17 protein-coding genes are annotated in these 19754 nt (G+C 45.3%); 12 read left to right on the forward strand and 5 right to left on the reverse strand.

All coding sequences use genetic code 11. From position 1 onward, the window contains the following. The first annotated feature begins 27 nt into the window (after positions 1–27). From SporoP37_RS10400 to SporoP37_RS10410, 3 genes are all read left to right on the forward strand, one after another. Positions 28–1047 carry a D-cysteate sulfo-lyase gene (locus tag SporoP37_RS10400; RefSeq protein ID WP_081243575.1) on the forward strand — a complete coding sequence of 340 codons (1020 nt, stop codon included), beginning with the start codon at positions 28–30 and terminating at the stop codon, positions 1045–1047. A 64-nt stretch (positions 1048–1111) separates the two neighbouring features. Beyond that, positions 1112–2584 carry a Na+/H+ antiporter NhaC family protein gene (locus SporoP37_RS10405; RefSeq protein ID WP_081243576.1) on the forward strand — a complete coding sequence of 491 codons (1473 nt, stop codon included), beginning with the start codon at positions 1112–1114 and terminating at the stop codon, positions 2582–2584. A gap of 33 nt (positions 2585–2617) precedes the next feature. Further along, the gene (locus tag SporoP37_RS10410; RefSeq protein ID WP_085430887.1) at positions 2618–3496 is read left to right on the forward strand and encodes an acetamidase/formamidase family protein; all 879 of its coding nucleotides are present in this window, start codon (positions 2618–2620) and stop codon (positions 3494–3496) included. A gap of 77 nt (positions 3497–3573) precedes the next feature. On the opposite strand, the gene SporoP37_RS10415 is transcribed toward SporoP37_RS10410, so the two are convergent. Further along, positions 3574–3984, reverse strand: a complete 411-nt coding sequence (locus tag SporoP37_RS10415; protein ID WP_081243578.1) for a hypothetical protein — start codon at positions 3982–3984, stop codon at positions 3574–3576. Between the two features lie 131 nt (positions 3985–4115). Here SporoP37_RS10415 and SporoP37_RS10420 point away from each other — a divergent pair, with 131 nt between their 5' ends. The 5 genes from SporoP37_RS10420 (at position 4116) to proS (ending at position 10410) form a co-directional block, all read left to right on the forward strand. Next, a complete protein-coding gene (locus SporoP37_RS10420) occupies positions 4116–5021 on the forward strand; it encodes a DMT family transporter (protein WP_081243579.1) in 906 nt (301 codons plus the stop codon). Between the two features lie 158 nt (positions 5022–5179). Then, complete coding sequence (locus tag SporoP37_RS10425) at positions 5180–6454, forward strand: sensor histidine kinase (protein WP_085430888.1); 1275 nt, start codon at positions 5180–5182, stop codon at positions 6452–6454. Continuing rightward, the gene (locus SporoP37_RS10430; protein ID WP_081243581.1) at positions 6451–7335 is read left to right on the forward strand and encodes a response regulator; all 885 of its coding nucleotides are present in this window, start codon (positions 6451–6453) and stop codon (positions 7333–7335) included. Before SporoP37_RS10425 ends, SporoP37_RS10430 begins: the two co-directional genes overlap by 4 nt. 89 nt (positions 7336–7424) lie before the next feature. After that, entirely contained in the window at positions 7425–8714 is a 1290-nt protein-coding gene (locus tag SporoP37_RS10435; protein ID WP_085430889.1) for a cation:dicarboxylate symporter family transporter, read from the forward strand. 259 nt (positions 8715–8973) lie between these two features. Then, entirely contained in the window at positions 8974–10410 is a 1437-nt protein-coding gene (gene proS / locus SporoP37_RS10440) for a proline--tRNA ligase (RefSeq protein WP_081243583.1), read from the forward strand. Between the two features lie 125 nt (positions 10411–10535). Here the strand turns inward: proS and SporoP37_RS10445 are convergent, their stop codons facing one another. Further along, positions 10536–12728, reverse strand: a complete 2193-nt coding sequence (locus SporoP37_RS10445; RefSeq protein WP_085430890.1) for a DNA topoisomerase III — start codon at positions 12726–12728, stop codon at positions 10536–10538. Positions 12729–12877: 149 nt separating this feature from the next. Here SporoP37_RS10445 and SporoP37_RS17295 point away from each other — a divergent pair, with 149 nt between their 5' ends. Together SporoP37_RS17295 and SporoP37_RS10450 are read left to right on the forward strand one after the other, a co-directional pair. Then, on the forward strand, positions 12878–13015 hold the full coding sequence (locus tag SporoP37_RS17295; RefSeq protein WP_198160016.1) for a hypothetical protein: 138 nt from the start codon (positions 12878–12880) through the stop codon (positions 13013–13015). Positions 13016–13038: 23 nt separating this feature from the next. Next, positions 13039–13476, forward strand: coding sequence for a GatB/YqeY domain-containing protein (locus SporoP37_RS10450; RefSeq protein WP_081243585.1), 438 nt, complete (start codon positions 13039–13041; stop codon positions 13474–13476). Positions 13477–13559: 83 nt separating this feature from the next. Here SporoP37_RS10450 and SporoP37_RS10455 read toward each other — a convergent pair whose 3' ends face one another. Further along, a complete protein-coding gene (locus tag SporoP37_RS10455) occupies positions 13560–14162 on the reverse strand; it encodes a hypothetical protein (protein ID WP_085430891.1) in 603 nt (200 codons plus the stop codon). 568 nt (positions 14163–14730) lie between these two features. Here SporoP37_RS10455 and SporoP37_RS10460 point away from each other — a divergent pair. Beyond that, positions 14731–15945: an acyl-CoA dehydrogenase family protein gene (locus SporoP37_RS10460; RefSeq protein ID WP_081244829.1), complete on the forward strand. Its 1215-nt coding sequence runs from the start codon at positions 14731–14733 to the stop codon at positions 15943–15945. A 137-nt stretch (positions 15946–16082) separates the two neighbouring features. Here the strand turns inward: SporoP37_RS10460 and opuFB are convergent, their stop codons facing one another. Both opuFB and SporoP37_RS10470 read right to left on the reverse strand, forming a co-directional pair. Continuing rightward, positions 16083–17600 carry an osmoprotectant update ABC transporter permease/substrate-binding subunit OpuFB gene (opuFB, locus tag SporoP37_RS10465; RefSeq protein WP_085430892.1) on the reverse strand — a complete coding sequence of 506 codons (1518 nt, stop codon included), beginning with the start codon at positions 17598–17600 and terminating at the stop codon, positions 16083–16085. Next, complete coding sequence (locus tag SporoP37_RS10470) at positions 17593–18543, reverse strand: ABC transporter ATP-binding protein (RefSeq protein ID WP_081243588.1); 951 nt, start codon at positions 18541–18543, stop codon at positions 17593–17595. Before SporoP37_RS10470 ends, opuFB begins: the two co-directional genes overlap by 8 nt. Before the next feature lie 178 nt (positions 18544–18721). On the opposite strand from SporoP37_RS10470, the gene SporoP37_RS10475 reads away from it, so the two are divergent. Further along, on the forward strand, positions 18722–19753 hold the full coding sequence (locus tag SporoP37_RS10475; protein WP_085430893.1) for an ABC transporter permease: 1032 nt from the start codon (positions 18722–18724) through the stop codon (positions 19751–19753). Position 19754: the final 1 nt, after the last annotated feature.

Raw genomic sequence — 19754 nt, forward strand, 5'->3', positions numbered from 1 at the left:
ATTAAAGAAAACAGGAGGATGGAAATTATGAACTTAGCAAACTTACCAAGAAGAAGATACACACAAGGATCAACACCCATCGAGAAGCTGGAGAATCTGACGGAACTTCTTGGCGGTCCCGAGATTTACATTAAACGCGATGATTTGCTTGGCTTAACAAGCGGCGGTAATAAAACGAGGAAGTTAGAATTCCTGGTGGCAGATGCATTGGAGCAAGGAGCTGACACATTGGTAACGTGCGGTGCTGTTCAATCGAATCACTGCCGGCTGACATTATCGGCGGCAAGAAAAGAAAAGCTCGATTGCCATCTGGTATTGGAAGAGCGTGTGCCGGGCAGCTACCGTGAAGATGCAAACGGCAACAATTTCTTATTTAATCTTCTGAAGACAGATGGTGTATCTGTTGTAGAAGGCGGTTCCGATATGATGGCGGAAATGGAGAAAGTGGCAGTGAAACTTCGTGCGGAAGGGAAAAAGCCATATATTATCCCTGGAGGTGGTTCCAACGAAATCGGAGCTGCAGGTTATGTTGCCTGTGCGCAGGAAATTATGGCGCAGCTGTTTGATCAAGGATTGGAAATCGATTGCATCGTGACGCCAAGCGGAAGCGCAGGAACACATGCAGGGCTGACTGTCGGATTGCGTGCAAGCAATAACCCGGTGCCAATCGTGGGCATTAGCGTGAACAAGGATAAAGAAACACAGGAAAACAATGTGTATAAGCTGGTAGAGAAGACCAGAGATTTCCTTCAAGTAAAAAGTGAAATCGATAAAAGTGCAATCAACGTATATGACAACTATGTGGGGCCGGGTTACTCGCTGCCGACTGAAAAAATGGTCGAAGCTATTGAAATACTGGCGCAACAAGAAGGAATTTTATTGGATCCAGTATATACAGGAAAAGTCATGGCAGGATTTATCGATCTAATCCGTCAAGGGTACTTTAAAAAAGGTCAAAAGGTATTATTCCTGCATACAGGAGGCTCACCTGCACTTTATGATTACACATCACTGTTTCAAAAAAGTGGAGCGTCGCTGACAACGTAACTTTCTGCCATTGGTCTGCTGTTTTGGTTATCAACTGAAAACTTCTAAAGAAGGAGCTGAGCGGATGAACGATAAGCGTCTTAAAATGTATGGCGGTGTCTACGGCGGGTTAATACCTATTGGAATATTGCTGGTCGGTTTAATTTGGCTGTCAGTGGCGGGCATGGGAGGAACGACTCCGTTTTGGGCTGCAGGATGGGCAGCCCTTGCCCTTGGCATCCTGTTTGCAAAGGATAAGTATCATTATTGTGAAGCAATCATTAGAGGGATCAGTGACAGGAACGGCATGATTATTGTATGTGCGGCGCTGTTTGCCGGGGTGTTTGGTGTCCTGATGGTTGCGGGCGGACTGGTAGAGGGATTACTGTGGTTCGGCTTTTCAACTGGTGCACAAGGAGTGGCATTTACACTTATCGCATTTATCGCTGCGATGATCTTTTCCATGGGTACCGGAGACAGTACAGGAACCATCCTGGCACTTGCTCCTGTGTTATACCCTGCAGGATTCTTTTTAGGTGCAGACCCCACTATGCTGGCGCTGGCAATATTATCAGGTGCGGTTTTTGGAGATAACTTGGCACCTATTTCTGACACGACAATTGTATCCGCTTCCACGCAGGGTGCAACTATGAGAGACGTAGTCAGGACTCGCTTTCCTCTTTCGATTACAGCGGCGCTCATTACGTTTATCGTCTTAGCCGTCTTTGGCGGCGGCGGAAAAGTGCAAGCGCTTCCAGAGATGGATGCGGCAATGAACCCATCGGGATTGTTTATGCTGGCAGCACTCGCCGTAGTCCTGATCTCTTCTTTGAGCGGCCGTCATATCATTGAATCTCTCATTTGGGGCAATCTGTCGGCTATGGCAATCGGACTCTTGACTCAAAACATTTCAATAAAGCATATATTTCATATTCCTTCGTCCAGAGAAATGTCAACAGGAATTATTCAAGACGGCATTACAGGCGTGACAGGTGTCATTGTATTTGTTTTACTTGTATTAGCGATTACTCAAATCCTAATTGAAAGCGGTATCATGGACAGGCTGTTGAATTGGACATTAAGAGTAGTAGCAAAAACGGTGCGCAGTGCAGAGCTTTCAATTATTTTCACGACGATTCTCGTATCAATCCCTATTTCTGCAAACACACCTGCAGAGTTATTGGTCGGGCCTACATTTGTTAAAAAAGTAGGCGAAAAGTTTAAACTGTCGCCGGCAAGGCGTGCAAATCTAATGGACTGTGCTGTATGCACAATTTTCTATACGATGCCTTGGCACATCGCCGTTGTTGTTTGGTACAGTACTATCAGTTCTGCGGCAGGCGAGTGGGGAATCATTGCACCGAGCATTGCTTCGGCCTTCATTAACCCTTATTCATGGGCATTGCTGGCAGTTCTTCTGTTCTCCGCTATTACAGGGTGGAACCGGAAGTATGCGACGGATGCGGAGCTGGCACTAATTGAAGGAGAAGAAATAGACGAAATAGATAAGGCAGTCAGAGAACAGAAGGAAAGTGTAACAGGGCTTCAAAGTATTTGATAAGTAAAAAAACCTAAAAAGGAATGAACAGGCATGGCGCAGATTGTCAAAGATCAATATATCTATGAATTTTCTCATCACCATGAACCGGCTGCCGTTATTACATGCGGTGATACGGTGGAGATCGAAACTATTGATTGTTATAGCGGAACGATTCAGTCTGAAAGCGATCTGGTGACAGATTTTCCTGACCGAAAGCCCAATCCGGCAACAGGACCTATTTTCGTGGAAGGTGTAAATAAAGGTGATTTGCTCGAAGTTCATATTCAAAAGATTGAACTGAATACATTCGGTGTCATGCCTACCCGTTCAAACAGAGGGATTCTCGGAGAGTTCATCACAGAAACGCAGACGCGAATTCTTCCTATACAGGACGAATACATCACATTGCAGGACATGACATTCCCCATAAATAAAATGATTGGCGTGATCGGTGTAGCTCCTGGAGAGAATGCTGTGCCGACTACTACGCCCGGGGATCATGGAGGCAATATGGATACAAAGGATGTTAAAGAAGGAAGTATTCTGTATTTGCCAGTCTTTCATGAAGGTGCTCTGCTCGCTCTTGGCGATCTGCATGCCGCGATGGGTGACGGAGAGCTCAATGGCTCGGGAGTGGAAGTCGGCGGAAAAGTAACACTTCTGGTCAATAAAGCAGAAAATTTTATGCTTCATATGCCGCTGGTCAAAACGGCTGATGAAGCCATTATTATAGCGAGTGCTGTCGAATTCCGTGACGCTGTGAAGAAAGCTATGAAAGAAGCAGTGCGGCTCATCCAGCAGAAAACAGGTCTGGAATTTGCCGATGCTTATCGTTTAGTGAGCGCAAAAGGTGACTTGCGGGTAAGCCAGCTGGTCAATCCTGAAGTAACTGTGCGTATTGCACTGCCTAAAGAGTGGGTTGGCATCTGAGATGCAGATAGAATACAGCTTTAGACCATCAATGATACAATCGATGGTCTTTTTTACTGCCGGTTCCATTGGTTTTATTATTCTTCATCAATGAAAATGCCCTTAATGACCGGTACCCCTTCATCATTTTTCCCGTCATACGTGCCGTAAACAGTAACGGCGCTGCCTTCCAAAATATCAGCACGTTCTCCGAGTCTGATATCCTTCACATGAATAATCTCGTCTGTTCCGTTTTGAATCTCGTAAAGATTATCTGAAGAAGCAGAAATGGTACCGATATATTTCACTTTAGAATTAACGGGCACTTCATCATTGGCGAATGCAGTATACTTTTGTTCTGCAGTATCTGCTTTAAGTCCTTCTTCCACTTCATTGCTTTGTTCTGCAGGAGCAGTCTCATCCGCAGGTTCAGCAGGTGCAGCCGGTTCTTCATTGCTGCAGGCCGCCAGCGCGGCTGCTGTTATAAATATTGCGAGTAATTTCTTCATATAGATCGCCTCCATCTGTAATCATAAGGAATTTTCATTAAAAAGAAAACCTTTGTCTTGCGGTTAGGTCATAAAAGTACGCAAAAGAATAGACTATGCAGAAGCCGTAAAAAAACGGGAAGGATGGGAGAGTGAACAGGCTATTTACGAAATCGACCGCTGCATTGGCATTTTTAGTGTTGATATGGGGTGTCAGCTGGCCAATTTACAAGTTGTCGGTCGTTTATGCACCGCCGCTTTTGTTTGCGGGAATGCGTGCTTTTCTTGGCGGCTGTTTGATCACCCTTCTGATTATCAGGCTGCGTGACCGGCTGCAATGGCGTGCACATTGGCGAAAATACTGCATATCGGCTTTGTTCAATACGATTCTGTTCTTCGGTCTTCATACGGTCGGACTTCATTATCTTCCGGGAGGATTATTTTCTGTATTGGTATATTTTCAGCCGGTCCTTCTCGGGTTATTTGCCTGGATTTGGCTGGGTGAAAATATGACGCCGATTAAAGTGACAGGGTTGCTTATCGGATTCGTCGGCATCATCGCAGTCAGCCAGGAACATTTTACTGCCCAGCTGTCCATAATCGGTGTGCTGCTCGGTGTACTGACGGCATTCTGCTGGGCAATTGGAGTAGTATACGTCAAGAAAGTCAGTGGGGAAGTCGATGCGTACTGGATGGTGGCGATGCAGTTCACGATTGGGGGCATGGTGCTGCTCCTCCTCGGATTATTGACAGAGAGCTGGTCTTCAATTGAGTGGCATCCGATGTATCTGTTTGGACTCGGTTTTGGTGCGACAGTGGGGATTCCGGTCGCGTATATCATTTATTATCGTCTGATTCACGCAGGGGAAGCAAGTAAGGTGGGAGTGTTCACATTTCTGGTGCCGTTGATTTCTGTGTTCGTCAGCACGGCTTTTGTCGGGGAGCCGATGACGAAGTCCCTGCTGACTGGGTTGTTGCTGGTGGTGATTAGTATTTGTTTTGTAAATTACCGAAGGAAAGAGCCTGTTATACTAATCAATACAAAGGATAATAAGTAATGTCGAATGAATGCATAGGAATGAATTGGGCAAACCGTTCTGGTGGCGCGTCCTAAAGGGAATTTCTATGCTGTGTTCGGTGTCCGGCAAAACTGCACAATAGTTTCGGGCTTGCTATAATACGTGTACGAACATCTTTTTCACTAGGAGCAGAATGCATGAATACAAAATCAATATGGCGGCGGCTGTCCCAATCAGAAGCCGCAAAGGTTGCCTTTATTACCATTTTGACGGTACTTACAGGGGAATTAAAAGTAATGCCGTTTGACGGCGAGACATTCCGCTTTGCGCTTGGCGGAATTATGTTCTTTTTACTGATTTTGATCTATCCGCCAGTCTCGATGTTGCGTACAGGATTCATTACAGCTGCAGCGGTAGTAGTGTTTCGTGTGACGAAAGAGATGTGGCTCGGCGCTGCACTGCTTGAGAGTCTGCAAATGCATGTGCCGGTCTTTTTGTTTTACTTTATTATAGCGCTAGGCTGGCATTTTGCGGGTCTTGAGAAATATAAGTCCTTCCCGCTGAGGCTTGGTGCACTGGCATTTATATTTGAGGTAGTCAGTAATACATCGGAACATGTGCTGCGGAACTGGTGGATGCATGGTTCGCTGCTTAAAAGCACAGAATGGGGCATACTGGTCGGTGTGGCACTGCTGCGAAGTTTTTTCACAGTTGGGTTATACAGTTCTGTCGCGCTGTCGAAAGAGAAACAGCGGGTGGAAGAAATGCTTGGAGTAGGATCGGAACTGTATGCAGAAGCGATGTATTTACAAAAATCGATGAATCATATAGAGCAGATCACCGCGTCAAGCCATGATCTGTACCGCAGGCTGAAAAAAGATAATCAGCTCGAACTCAGCAGGCAGGCACTGCACATTGCACAGGAAATCCACGAGGTGAAAAAGGATTCCCAGCGCATTTTGGCGGGGCTGTCGAAGTGGACAAGCCGGCAGGAAGTAACGGCTTTTTATATATCCGATCTGCTGGATATGGTCGTCAGTGCAAATGAAAAATATAGTGAAATGATTGGCAGACAGTGTACGATCGAGAAAACGGTTCATTCAGATTTTCAGACAGATCAACATGTGCCGCTGCTGGCTGTGCTTAATAATCTGACGGCGAATGCGGTGGAAGCGATTGATGGACAGGGATCTATCCTTATTACCGCCGCCAGAGATGAGAAGCGGGTGCGTTTTAGCGTGCAGGACACGGGAGAAGGCATACCTTTTGAACACGATGAGGTAATATTCGAGCCGGGGTATACAACGAAATTTACGGAACAAGGCACAGCAGCGACAGGCATCGGATTATCGCATGTGGCGGCAATCGTAGAAGCCATGCAAGGTAAAATTTTTGTAGAACGTCTGGAAAAGGGCTTAGCCATAGAGGTGGAAATCCCCGTGACATCCATTTGGAAGGAGACAGAAACATGAGGTACTTTATTGTGGACGATGACAAAGCCAGCCGTCTGATGCTGAAAAATATACTGGCAGGGGAAGACGGCCTGGTTATTGGCGAGGCGGACAGCGGTGTAAAAGCTATTCCGCAAATCATCACCTTGGCGCCAGATGTCGTCCTGATAGACCTGCTGATGCCTGAACTGGATGGTATCGAGACCATTCAGCAATTAAAGTCACAAGGCTATAATGGGCACTTCATTATGCTGAGCCAAGTGATCAATAAAGAAATGGTCGGTGAAGCATACCAGGTCGGCGTCGAGTTTTTCATACATAAACCAATCAATCAAATAGAAGTGCAAAGCGTAGTGCGGCGGACAGCCGACCAGCTCCGTCTGAAAAATTCCCTGCTGACGATTCGGGAATCTCTCGCGCAGCTGGGATCAGCAGGACCGCCGAAAGTACAGCGGCCCGTGAAGGATATCGTACTGAAGAAGCTTCATGATATGGGGATTTTCAGTGACAGCGGTGTGCGTGATATCGTAGCGATTATAGAAGTGCTGATTGAGAAGCGCGCCGTCCAGCTTCCTCCATTAAAAGAACTGTATGAATCCGCCCTGATCAAAATGGGTGTCGAGATGCAAGATCTGAGCAAAGAGAGTAAAGCGATGGAGCAGCGTATCCGCAGGTCAATCCAAACAGCGATGGATCATTTGGCATCACTTGGCGCAGTTGATTATACAATTGATGAATTTGAATACTACGCGCCGCGTTTCTTTGATTTTCAGGAAATCAGTCTGCGGATGAAACAAATTCAGGAAGAAGACTTTGCACTCAAGCCTGTTAAAGTAAACAGCAAGAAGTTTCTACAAGTGTTATATATGGAGACAGCAGAGGAAAGAAAAAATATTTTGTAGGAAGATGTAGAATTTTGTAGGAGTCCCGTAAGATGTTCTTAATTGACTGAAAGAAAGCGTTTTCAGGGAACGTTAAAGGGGGATTATCTGTGAAAAAGAAATTTAAGTTATCGTTGGCCTATCAAATATTGATCGGATTAGTTTTGGGTATTGCAGTCGGTGCCATCTTCTATGGTAATCCTGACGTCGAAAAATATTTACAGCCGATCGGCTCGATGTTTATCAATATGATTAAGATGATTGTCGTACCAATTATTATTTCGACACTAGTAATCGGAGTAGCAGGTACTGGCGATATTAAGAAATTAGGAAAGCTTGGCGGTAAAACCCTTATATATTTTGAAATTGTTACGACAATTGCGATTATTGTTGGACTTATGTCAGCTAATATCTTTAAGCCAGGCGATGGCATTGATATGTCTTCACTTGAAAAAGGTGACATCTCGCAATATGTGCAGACGACAGAAGAAGTGCAGAATGAAGGATTTATGGATGTCTTGGTCGGTATCGTGCCAAGCAATATCGTAGATTCCATGGCCAATGGCGATATGTTGCCGATTATTTTCTTCTCCGTTTTATTCGGATTGGGTGTAGCGGCAATCGGCGAGCGCGGCAAACCGGTACTGGATGTTTTCCAAGGGGTCGCAGACGCAATGTTCTGGGTAACCAATATGATTATGAAATTTGCGCCGTTCGGTGTATTTGCCTTAATCGGTGTGACAGTGTCCAAGTTTGGTTTAGAATCGCTCATTCCAATGGGCAAACTGATGGTCTTAGTGTACGCAACGATGATATTCTTCATTATTGTCGTACTGGGCGGTATTGCAAAGATAGTCGGAGTGAATATTTTCCACCTCATGAAGGTGTTAAAAGACGAACTGATTCTGGCGTACTCAACATCCAGTTCTGAAACGGTTTTGCCGAAAGTGATGGAGAAAATGCAGAAGTTCGGCTGCCCGAAAGATATCGTCTCGTTTGTAGTGCCGACCGGCTATTCATTTAACCTGGATGGCTCTACACTGTATCAGGCGCTGGCGGCGATATTCATTGCGCAAATGTACGGAATTCAGTTAAGTATTACAGAACAGATTACTCTGGTATTAGTACTGATGATTACTTCTAAAGGGATTGCAGGCGTGCCTGGCGTTTCGTTCGTCGTATTGCTGGCGACGCTCGGAACAGTAGGAATTCCGCTGGAAGGGTTAGCATTCATCGCAGGAATCGACCGTTTGCTTGATATGGCACGGACGGTAGTCAACGTAGTTGGAAACGCACTTGCGACAGTGGTTATGTCGAAGTGGGAAGGCCGCTTCGGTGAAGAGCCTGTGAAAGAAGAACGTGAACCGCAATTTGTTTTCGCAGAAGAAAAATTAGTATAATGGATGGCTGTCCTCTTCATTGAGGGCAGTTTTTTTATTGGGTCAAGCGGGCTGCAGATCATATGATCGCCTATATAAGGGCAAGAGCGGCTGTGTATGCATGTAAGATCACTTGTCAGAAAGGAAGGCCGGCTGCGAATAAATTATGACCACAGACAGGCATTGTTGTTACATTCAATTGTAGGAATGCTTGATTTGTTATATGATTAGCAGTATGGAGTAACAAGAGTGCGGTTTTCACTAAGGAGGAAATGAAGTAATGAGCAATCAGCAAAATGATTTTACAAAATGGTATATTGACACAATCCAGAAAGCGGATTTGATGGATTATACACCAGTGCGCGGATGTATCGCGTTCAAACCGGACGGCTATGAAATCTGGGAGCATATTAAAGATGAAATGGATCGCCGTTTTAAAGAGACGGGTCACCGTAATGCGTACTTCCCGATGCTGATCCCTGAGTCATTTTTCCAAAAAGAAAAAGATCATATCGAAGGATTTTCTCCGGAATTGCCGTGGGTAACGGAGGCGGCAGGCGAGAAGCTGGAAGAACGTCTGGCACTTCGTCCGACATCTGAGACGATGATCGGCCATTTGTACGCAGACTGGATTAAAAGCTACCGTGATCTTCCGGTCCTCATTAACCAGTGGGCAAACGTGTTCCGCTGGGAGAAGAAAACACTGCCGTTTATTCGGACATCGGAATTTCTATGGCAGGAAGGTCATACTGCGCATGCGGATGAAGAAGAAGCTCGCCACGAGACTATGCAGATGCTCCAGATCTATAAGGAAGTCGTAGAAGATCTGCTGGCGATTCCTGTATATGACGGTCAAAAAACACCTTCCGAGCGATTTGCCGGAGCAGTTGATACATTTTCAATCGAGGCAATGATGAAAGACGGTAAAGCGGTACAGGCCGGAACTTCACATTACTTGGGCACGAAGTTTGCAGAAGCATTCGATATCAAATACCTGACAAAAGAAAATAAGCATCAGTTCGTTCATACGACTTCGTGGGGAACATCAACACGCCTCATCGGCTCAGTCATTATGGTGCACGGTGATGAACAAGGTCTTGTGCTGCCGCCGCGTATTGCACCGACACAAGTCGTGCTGATCCCGGTCGGACCGTGGAAGAAGAATCCGGCGATCATGGAAAAGCTGGACGAAATCTTTGCAGAATTGAAAGCCAAGGGAATTCGTGTCCGTCTGGATGATTCAGATCAGTCGCCAGGATTCAAGTTCAATGAATGGGAACTGAAAGGTGTTCCTGTGCGTTTGGAACTCGGGCCGCGTGACCTTGATAATAATCAGGCATTGATGAAAGCGCGTGACGGCGAAGAGAAAGTGGCGGTTGACTTGGCAGAAGCTGTTTCAAGCATTGAACAGGAGCTTGAAGCTATGCAGAAACGTTTGCTTGAAAAGGCGCGCACGTTCCGCGAAGAAAATTCGCATACGCATATCGATACGCTGGATGAGCTGAAGAAGTTTATTGAAGACAGCGCAGCCAATGAAAAAATTCCAGGCTGGATCCTTGCCGGCTGGTGCGGTGATGATGCATGTGAAGAGCATGTGAAGGAAGAGACGAAGTTTACGACGCGTAATATTCCTTTCGATCCGCCGGAGGAAAAGACCGCTTGTATTAATTGCGGAAAAGAATCAAAGCATACAGTCTGGTTTGCCAGAGCGTATTAATATAAAAAAAGGTGTCATGCATCAATGCGTGGCACCTTTTTTATGTGGAGCGGGAGATTGAGCCGAAGCTGCGGCGGTTCCAAGCAAAAGCCGTGCCTGACCGCGCCGCCCCCATCCGTACCCAATCAATCGTCCAGCTTCAAACCTTTCAATGCATCTGCAAATGGATTATTGATTGGCTCATCGTCGTTATTCTTCTTCAAGTACTTCTGCACATCGCGCTTGTTGACTTTCCCTTTGGAATCCTTCTCGCGACGTGCTTTGAAAGCGGACAGCTTTTCGCGGTAACCGCACTTGCATGTGAAGATTTGGCCTTCACCTTCACCGCGCAGCTCCATCTTCTTCTTACATTGCGGACAGCGTGCGTTTGTGACGCGGGACACGTTTTTACGGTGGCCGCACTCACGGTCCTGACAAACGAGCATTTTGCCGTGTTTGCCGTTCACTTCGAGCATTGGTTTTCCGCAGTCCGGACAGGACTTCGTCGAAATATTATCATGCTTGAACTTCGCTTCGCTCGTTTTGATCTCTGAAACAATTTCTTTCGTATATCCCTTCATTTCATTAATGAATGTTTCCTTTTTCAGCTGGCCTTTTGCGATTTTCTCAAGCTTCAATTCCCACTCTGCGGTCAGCAACGGAGATTTTAATTCGTCCGGCACTAACTCGAGCAGCTGTTTTCCTTTGTTCGTTACGTGAATATCTTTTCCGCGTTTTTCGATTAAGAAGGAATTGAACAGTTTATCGATGATGTCAGCGCGTGTTGCGACAGTGCCGAGTCCTCCTGTGGATTTCAGTGTCTCTGCAAGCTTTTTATCCTGTAAACCCATATACTTCGTCGGGTTTTCCATGGCAGATAAAAGAGTGGCTTCGTTGAAACGGGCAGGGGGCTTAGTTTGGCCTGATGTTTCTTTGATAAATTGGATACCCAGTTTGTCGCCGGCCGCCAGTTTCGGCAATAGCTGTTCTTTCGTGTCCTGTTCCGTTTCGTCTTCTTCGAATTGATTATTATAGACTTCTTTCCAGCCTGGAACTAAGATAGTTTTTCCGCGGGCTGTGAATTTTTCATCGGCTATCTTTGCATGAACAGTCAGCTGCTCATATTCGTGGGCAGGGGACAGAACGGCCAGGAACCGTTTGACGACCAGGTCGTAAATTTTGCGTTCACGGTCAGATAATTTATCGCGCAGGACAATTTCTTCTGTCGGAATAATTGCGTGATGGTCGGATACTTTACCGTCATCTACGAATGATTTATTTGCTTTGATCGGCTTTTTCAATATTTTATTTGCAAGAGAACGATATTCACCGATACCGACTGTTTTTAAGCGTTCCGGAAGTGTTGCGACCAGGTCATTGGAAAGGAAGCGCGAATCAGTCCGCGGATAAGTCAACAGCTTATGCTGTTCGTACAGTTTCTGCATAATATTGAGCGTGTCCTTTGCGGAGTAGCCGAATAATTTATTGGCATCACGCTGTAATTCGGTCAGATCGTAAAGACCTGGAGAAAATGTCTTTTTTGCTTTCTTTTCGACGTTTTCAATGACTGCTTGCTTGCCATCTAATTTTTTGACGACGGCTGCCAGCTTGTCACGGTCGAATGAACGTGTATCGCCCGTCTTTCCATCTTGCCACGTCAGTTTTAATTTGGAATCGGAAAGTGCTTCGATGCCGTAGAAGGTCTTTGGACGAAAAGTATTAATCTCTTCTTCACGCTGTGCAATGATAGCGACAACCGGTGTCTGTACGCGTCCGCAGTTGAGCTGCGCGTTGAATTTTGTTGTCAGTGCGCGTGTTGCGTTCAAGCCGATGTACCAGTCAGCTTCGGAGCGTGCAACGGCCGCTTCGAATAGATTTTCATAGTCTTTACCGGGCTTCAGCTTGGCGAATCCGTCTTTAATTGCTTTATCCGTAACAGATGAAATCCACAGACGTCTGATCGGTTTCTTCACCTTTGCCTTCTCAATAATCCAGCGGGCAACGAGCTCGCCTTCACGTCCTGCGTCGGTTCCGATAATTATGTCTGAAACATCCGTGCGGAGCAGCTGTGCTTTTACCGCGTTGTATTGTTTGCCGGTTTGCTTAATGACAGTCAGTTTTAGATCTTCAGGCATCATCGGCAAATCTTCTAACTTCCATGTCTTATACTTTGTGTTGTAATTTTCAGGGTCTGCAAGTGTGACTAAGTGTCCGAGCGCCCAAGTGACAATATATTTATCGCCTTCGAGATAGCCGTTTCCTTTTTTATTACAGTTCAGCACACGGGCAATATCCCGCGCAACGGAAGGCTTCTCTGCGAGTACTACGCTTTTTTTCATAGAATAAGCTCCTTTTTATATACATATCAAAAAACTCCTCGAAGCAAATAAGGTGTTGGATGGCCTTATGCTGTCTGAAGGAGCTGGTAGTAAAAAGTGTAAACTAGCCGGGCTGTTTCGTCAATTAAGACAGATGCTGCCGGCATACCGTGAAAGACCGCCAGCCTGCAGATTTCACGGCAATTATGATACTAGACAACCAAAAGGGCAATACGATTTCATTTGGAATCCTGCAGGAAGTGAAAAAACGCGACGGATTGCATACTTTTTTTGTATACTGGGAATAATACCTAAGAAACGGGGGATTTCAATGTCAGAGTTAAAAGATCGTTTAATGGCGGATATAAAGACAGCGATGAAAGAAAAAGACACAATGAAAAAAGGTGTCATCAATTTATTGCGTGCAGGTCTGCAGAATGAATCGCTTGAATTGAAGCGTGAACTGACGCAGGAAGAGGAAATTAAAATTGTTCAGCGTGAGCTAAAGCAAACAAAGCAATCTCTTGAAGAAGGACAGAAAGCAAATCGCGAAGATATCGTTGAAGCAGAAAAGGCGAAGATCACGATTATCGAATCGTACTTGCCGAAGCAGATGAATACAGAAGAAGTGAAAGAACTGATTGCTTCATTGGGCATTTCAAAAGATGCGCCGATGGGTCAGACAATCGGTACAGTGATGAAAGAAGTGGCAGGCCGTGCGGAAGGTAAGACAGTATCGCAGGCAGTCAAAGAGTATTTGCAAGGTTGATGCGACGAAAAGGGATGCTCCGGAAGTGATAACACTTCTGTGGGCATCCCTTTTTGTATGCAGTTTTAGCTGTTGCGCCCTGTTTATTTCTCAAACGAAGCCCGCAGGATATAGACAACCTCATATTCCTTCAGTTCATCCAAATAGCCTTCCTTTTGCTCATAAAAGTCGGCGGATAATGCGCTAGTTGAAACTCCTTGTAGTGCCGATGTGTAAATGATGCCGGCCAGCAGCATATCATCGGAGAGAAGCAAACCTTGTTGCGGATTGGTATTCCACAATGTCGCCATGTCTCCCATATTCTCCAATGCTTCCTGATTGCTGATGCTCACAGTACCATTTGTGTCACTTACACTTGCGGAGAATAGTAATTCCTCCTCAAGTGTTTTAGTAACCGTCATCACGATACTGCCCTTCGTTGATTCACCAGGCAGCGGTGAAGTCAATTGGCTGATCGGCTCTGCCACTTTCCTGCCTTTTTCATATTTCTCTACCCATAATGAGATGCCGGTATAGTTTTGATCGGTTGTATAATTGAAGACAAACGCTGTATCGGCAGCCGTTTCAAGGATCTGTGTTTCACGCGCTGTCAGTTCTGGGATTGTCAGTTTATTCGTGTCAGTTGCTGCACAGGCACTGAGAAATAACAGACAGCTGAGGGTTAGTATACTTATCCATTTTTTCATCGCACACGCCTCCTGGCATATATTCTTATTATAGCACTTTACTGAACTGTCTGAACTGTTTGGGGTGAAAAATACCTTGTACTATACGTTCATAACCGCTGAGAAAAGAAAGGCAGTCATTATGATGAAAAACACGGTGTCAGAAAGTGAATAGCGATTATACATTCGGTGTATTATATAAAGAAAACTTTTTGGGAAAATGATTCTTGGACCAATAGATCCGGCGTGTGCATAATATGAAAACTTTCCTGAAATAGAGCCGGCATTCATTACTTCCACGATCATCTGTCAGTCGCTGTTTATTAGCAATGAGGAACCGAAAACGTAATTACTGCAGCTGAATAAATAGGGCATAAAAGATAGCGGAAAACTGCGAAATAAATTGTTGCATTATGAATTTAGCACATAAAGAAATTCGTATACCTTGTTAAAAAGTAATGAATATATAAATAAAACTTTACTATTTAATAAAACGTGATAAACTAGATAGAGAACTGCCAGCTTACTTGCTTACAGGAAGCTTGGAAAATGACAAAATGGAGTGGTAATTTTGGTAAAAAGTGCTATTATGGAGAAAGAAAAACAACAAGAAGGAATCATGCAAATTCCTGAATGGTGGACTTGTCCAGAAGGGCATGAAGAATTACAAAAAGCTGCACATGCGTTAGGCGAGAAAGAATTGCTGCCGCGTGCACTTATTTCCGATCAACAGAGAAAATATCCGCGTGAAAGTTTACGTGAAGTTGCGAAAGCTGGTTATTCAGCTGTTACCATCCCTGTCGAGGCGGGTGGTCTGAAAGATGGATTCACAGCATTCGCGGTCCTTTCGGAAAGTTTTGCGCATTACTGCCCGTCTACAACGATGTGCTGGGTAATGCATATGACGACAGCCCACACAATTTACGAGGCAGGAACAGAAGAACAGCGTCAGCGTTTGCTGCCGCGATTGCGTGAAGGGCAAGTCGGCGGTCTGGCATTCAGTGAAAGAGCAACCGGCGGACATTTCTGGAATATCGGCAGTGAAGCGAAACGAAATGCAAACGGTTACTTGCTGAATGCAGAAAAATCATTCGTTACAAGCGGCGGAGAGGCAGACTTTTATTTAGTCGCAACGACTTCACCTGAAACGGAAGATTTGGATAACCTGATGTTTTTATTAGTGGAAAATGATCAGAAAGGCGTAGAAGCATTCCCGTTCGATGCAATGGGCTTACGCGGAAATGCCAGTGGTCCGATGAGTTTCAAAGACGTACAGGTAGCGCTTGAAAACCGTATCGGCGGAGAAGGCGGTATGGGATATTTTAACGACAATACGATTGACCCTCTGTTCTTGCTTGGTTCGGCAGCTTGCTGGGTAGGAATTGCACAGGGTGCTTTGAATATGGCAACAGAAGGCGCAAAACGCAGAGTTCATGCAGACACAGGATCTTCTGTGACAGACTATCAAGTCATTCGCCATGAACTGGCAAAGGCGCAGATCAAAATCGACAGTGTTCGCAGTATGTTGTACCGTACAGCAGAAGCGATGGATCGCTGCAGTAAAGAAGGCAAGGAATTATCGGATTGTCTGTATCCTTTATGGCAGTTAAAAACGCTTGCAGCGGATATGGTGATCGACGTGACCAACTCGGCATTGCAGGTGTCCGGAGGCCGAGGGTATATGACAGGCCAGGTGGAGAAGTTTGTGCGCGACGGACGTGCCGGCGCTATCATGGGGCCGACAAATGAAGTCTTGCGTGAGTGGATCGGCCGTACGATGATCGAAGTTCCATGGATGGACTAATTAAATAAAATCAAAACAGTCACCGGCGGAGAATTCTGCCGGTGACTGTTTTTGGTTTTGACGGATTCACCATGTCATGCCGTCTTCGCAAATCTAACGCTGCCAGACTTATGACACACTTTCTGTTCAGTTTATAATCACTTCAGCAATCCTTGTTCTTTTAAGAAGGTTTCTGCCACAGCTCTTGCCTTTTTACCTTCCGCGTTGACTTGATAATTCATTTCGCGCATCTCGTCATCCGTTATGATGCCGGCAAGGGTATTCAGTGCGTCTTCCAGCTCCGGATATTTCTTAAGTGTCTCTTTGCGCAGAAGCGGCGCTCCCTGGTAAGGAGGGAACAGTTCCTTGTCGTCCTCAAGAACCGTCAACTCAAACTCGCGCAGCTCACTGTCTGTGGAGTAGGCATCCATCAGGTTGATTTCATTCGTTTCGATTGCTTGGTAGCGCAATTTTGGCTCCATTGTCTGAACAGAAGGGAACGTGATGCCGTACAGTTTTTGAATGCCAAGATAGCCATCTTCGCGGTCGTTGAATTCCAGTGTAAAGCCGGCCTTTACAGCTTTTTCAACAGACGCCAGATCGGATATTGTTTTCAGGTTATACTGCTCCTGAAACGCTTTAGAGACAGCCAGCGTGTACGTGTTGTTGAACGACATCGGTGTCAGGAAAGCAAGATTGAATTGTTCCTCCAGACCTTTTCTTGCTTGCTCATATACTTCGTCACGATCATTGCTGACAGCTTCTTCTTTTAGAAATTCTGAAATAGCCGTTCCTGTAAACTCCGGATATAAATCAATGCTTCCTGCCTGCAGCGCATTGAAGACAAATGAAGTCTTACCAAGCCCCGGCTTTAATTCGACAGTTATATCCGTTTGATCTTCAATCAGCAGTTTGTACATATTAATAAGAATTTCAGGTTCAGCGCCGAGTTTCGCGCCAATTACAAGTTCATTTTTGGCATTTCCATTGAGGAAAGGTGCCGCAATCATTAAAACGGCTGCAATAATGAAGACGGTAAACGCTGCAATGGCTTTTCTAAATGAAAGGCCTTCAAACTTTTTCAGCAGAAAATCAAAAAACAGCGCAAGCAGTGCAGCTGGAATGGCGCCAAGTACGATCAGGGAGGGATTATTTCGGTCGATTCCGAGCAATATTAAATCCCCGAGACCGCCAGCACCGATCAGTGCGGCAAGCGTTGCGGTGCCGACAATCAGTACCATCGATGTGCGAATTCCCGCCATAATGACAGGCATCGCAAGCGGCAACTCCACTTTTATCAGGCGCTTTCGCGTATTCATCCCCATTGCTGTCGCCGCTTCGCGTAATGAAGGGTCGACTTCTTTGATGCCGGTATACGTATTGCGCAGAATCGGCAATAATGCATAGGCGACTAATGCTATGATAGCGGGCACCTTTCCGATGCCAAACAGAGGAATCAGAAGACCAAGCAGCGCCAGAGAAGGAATTGTCTGCAATACGGCACTGACACCGATGACAGATTCCGCTATTTTTCGCCGGTTGGATAAATAAATTCCGAGAGGTATAGCAATTAATACTGCGAACAGTAAGGAAATCAGGGAAATTTGTATGTGTTCAATCAATGCTTCAAGCAATTGACCGCGCCGGTCTTGGAAAACGTGCAGGAAATTATTCATCGGACAGTCCTCCCTTCACTGTCTGTTCTGCCAGAAAACGGAGAATCCCTTTTCGGGTAATCATACCGACCACTTGCCCGTCCTGTTTGATGGCCACCTGTTCTTCAGAAGCTAAAAACTGCAGCAGAGGCCCCCATTCAGAATCAAACGGAATTGCAAAGGCCAGGGACAGGTCATCCGGTATATCCTCGATGTGATCGGCAATTGAGAACGTTCGTGCAGCCGCAGACGCAGTAAATTCCCGGACGAAAGGTGAAGCCGGATGCGTCAGAATTTCCTGTGGTGCAGCTATTTGTTCTATTTTGCCTTCATTCATAATACACACACGGTCACCTAACTTGAATGCTTCTTGTAAGTCATGTGTAACAAATACGATAGTTTTTTGAATTCTTTGCTGTAAATCCAGCAGGTCATCTTGAAGTTTCGATCGGCTGATCGGATCCAGCGCACTGAAAGGCTCATCCATTAATAAAATTTCAGGATCTGCGGCAAGTGCGCGTACGACCCCGACCCGCTGCTGCTGCCCTCCAGATAATTCGTGTGGTTTCCGTTTGCGGTAGACCGCTGGATCCAGTCCGGCCATCTCCAATAGTTCGGTTACACGTTCCTTAATCCGCTTCTTCTTCCAGCCGATCAGTTCAGGAACGACTGCAATGTTTTCTTCAATCGTCATATGCGGAAATAAAGCAATCTGCTGCAGTACGTAGCCGATTTGCCAGCGAAGCTCATGAATCGGATAGTCGCTGATACGCTTGTCGTCCAGCCAAATCGTTCCTTTTGTCAGGGGAATTAACCGGTTAATCATTTTTAGTGTCGTTGTTTTCCCGCAGCCGCTCGGCCCGACCAATACGAGGAACTCTCCGCGCTTAATTTCTAAGTTTACAGATTCCACGACTAACCGTGACATATCATAACTTTTCGAAACTTCTTCAAATCGAATCATTAACATCCCTCCTCATTATTATGATTTTTACATATCGGCAGAAAAATAGGAAATCATAACCTCTTTGACTGCTAAGAAAAACGAATGACGTGAAATATGCTGTTCATTCTCTGTTCATCTTCACAAGGTAAGATGGAGACATAGAGAAAAACACGGAGGCGGTCAGCATGAAAATTGCATGAAAATTGCATGGAAAGAAATGAAGAAAAGTAAAGCTAAATTTTTGATTCTCGGATCGATCATCTTCCTCGTCAGCTTTTTGACATTTATCATTTCGGGACTGGCGAACGGATTATCACAGGATAACGCGGCGCTGATTAAAAACTTGCCGCAAGGACAATTTTATTTAGATAAAGAGGCCAATCAAACATATAACTTATCGAAAATTGATGAAGATATTCAGAAGCAAATACTGATAGATAATCCGCAGGCAACAGCATTTTCTGTACAGATGGGCTTCGTCAATGATGCAGAAGACAAACAGCATAGTGTTGCATTTGTGGCATCCGCCGGCTCGAAACTTTTCGAAGAGGTTACACCAGGTGAAATTATTCTGGACAGTACTCTTCAAGACGAAGGCATCAAAGTTGGTGACGTACTGACTAACCATCAATTCAGCGGTGAATTTATCGTCAAGGGCTTTGTGGATCAGCAGAAATACAGTCACGCGCCCGCAGCGTTCATTCATAAGACGAACTATCAGGAAATTTACCGTGTAATGGAAATGCAGACGATTTTCATTCCGGGTACAGATACACCGGTGCTCAGTGCGCTCGATTCGTTTTCGAATAAAGAGTTCCTGAATGCAATTCCGAGTTACAGTGCGGAGCAGATGTCATTAAATATGATCATCTGGTTCCTGGTCATTATCAGCGGTATGCTGTTTGCAATTTTCTTCTACATGATGAACGTTCAGAAAATTGGTCTGTACGGTATATTGAAAGCTATTGGAATGAAAACCACTTCACTATTCAAGATGATTTGGTATCAGATGCTGGTCATTACCGCTATTTCACTTGCGCTCTCCATTGTGATCAGCCAGGGATTTAATTTCATTGCACCTGAAGGCATGCCGTTTCACTTAACGATGGATACAATATGGATGCTGTCTGCGGTATTTATAGTTGTCGGATTTACCGGAGCAACTATTTCAGGATTCCAAATCAAAAAAATTGAACCGCTTCAGGCGATTCAGCAAGGAGAGATGTAAT

The sequence above is a fragment of the Sporosarcina sp. P37 genome, from assembly GCF_002109365.1.
Classification (GTDB): domain Bacteria; phylum Bacillota; class Bacilli; order Bacillales_A; family Planococcaceae; genus Sporosarcina.

What these genes read in the sequence shown, in the direction of transcription:
- SporoP37_RS10400 (WP_081243575.1), top strand. Translation starts at nt 28, where the DNA reads ATGAACTTAGCAAACTTACCAAGAAGAAGATACACACAAGGATCAACA.
- SporoP37_RS10405 (WP_081243576.1), top strand. Translation starts at nt 1,112, where the DNA reads ATGAACGATAAGCGTCTTAAAATGTATGGCGGTGTCTACGGCGGGTTA.
- SporoP37_RS10410 (WP_085430887.1), top strand. Translation starts at nt 2,618, where the DNA reads ATGGCGCAGATTGTCAAAGATCAATATATCTATGAATTTTCTCATCAC.
- SporoP37_RS10415 (WP_081243578.1), bottom strand. Translation starts at nt 3,984, where the DNA reads ATGAAGAAATTACTCGCAATATTTATAACAGCAGCCGCGCTGGCGGCC.
- SporoP37_RS10425 (WP_085430888.1), top strand. Translation starts at nt 5,180, where the DNA reads ATGAATACAAAATCAATATGGCGGCGGCTGTCCCAATCAGAAGCCGCA.
- SporoP37_RS10430 (WP_081243581.1), top strand. Translation starts at nt 6,451, where the DNA reads ATGAGGTACTTTATTGTGGACGATGACAAAGCCAGCCGTCTGATGCTG.
- proS (WP_081243583.1), top strand. Translation starts at nt 8,974, where the DNA reads ATGAGCAATCAGCAAAATGATTTTACAAAATGGTATATTGACACAATC.
- SporoP37_RS10445 (WP_085430890.1), bottom strand. Translation starts at nt 12,728, where the DNA reads ATGAAAAAAAGCGTAGTACTCGCAGAGAAGCCTTCCGTTGCGCGGGAT.
- SporoP37_RS10450 (WP_081243585.1), top strand. Translation starts at nt 13,039, where the DNA reads ATGTCAGAGTTAAAAGATCGTTTAATGGCGGATATAAAGACAGCGATG.
- SporoP37_RS10455 (WP_085430891.1), bottom strand. Translation starts at nt 14,162, where the DNA reads ATGAAAAAATGGATAAGTATACTAACCCTCAGCTGTCTGTTATTTCTC.
- SporoP37_RS10460 (WP_081244829.1), top strand. Translation starts at nt 14,731, where the DNA reads ATGGAGAAAGAAAAACAACAAGAAGGAATCATGCAAATTCCTGAATGG.
- opuFB (WP_085430892.1), bottom strand. Translation starts at nt 17,600, where the DNA reads ATGAATAATTTCCTGCACGTTTTCCAAGACCGGCGCGGTCAATTGCTT.
- SporoP37_RS10470 (WP_081243588.1), bottom strand. Translation starts at nt 18,543, where the DNA reads ATGATTCGATTTGAAGAAGTTTCGAAAAGTTATGATATGTCACGGTTA.
- SporoP37_RS10475 (WP_085430893.1), top strand. Translation starts at nt 18,722, where the DNA reads ATGAAAATTGCATGGAAAGAAATGAAGAAAAGTAAAGCTAAATTTTTG.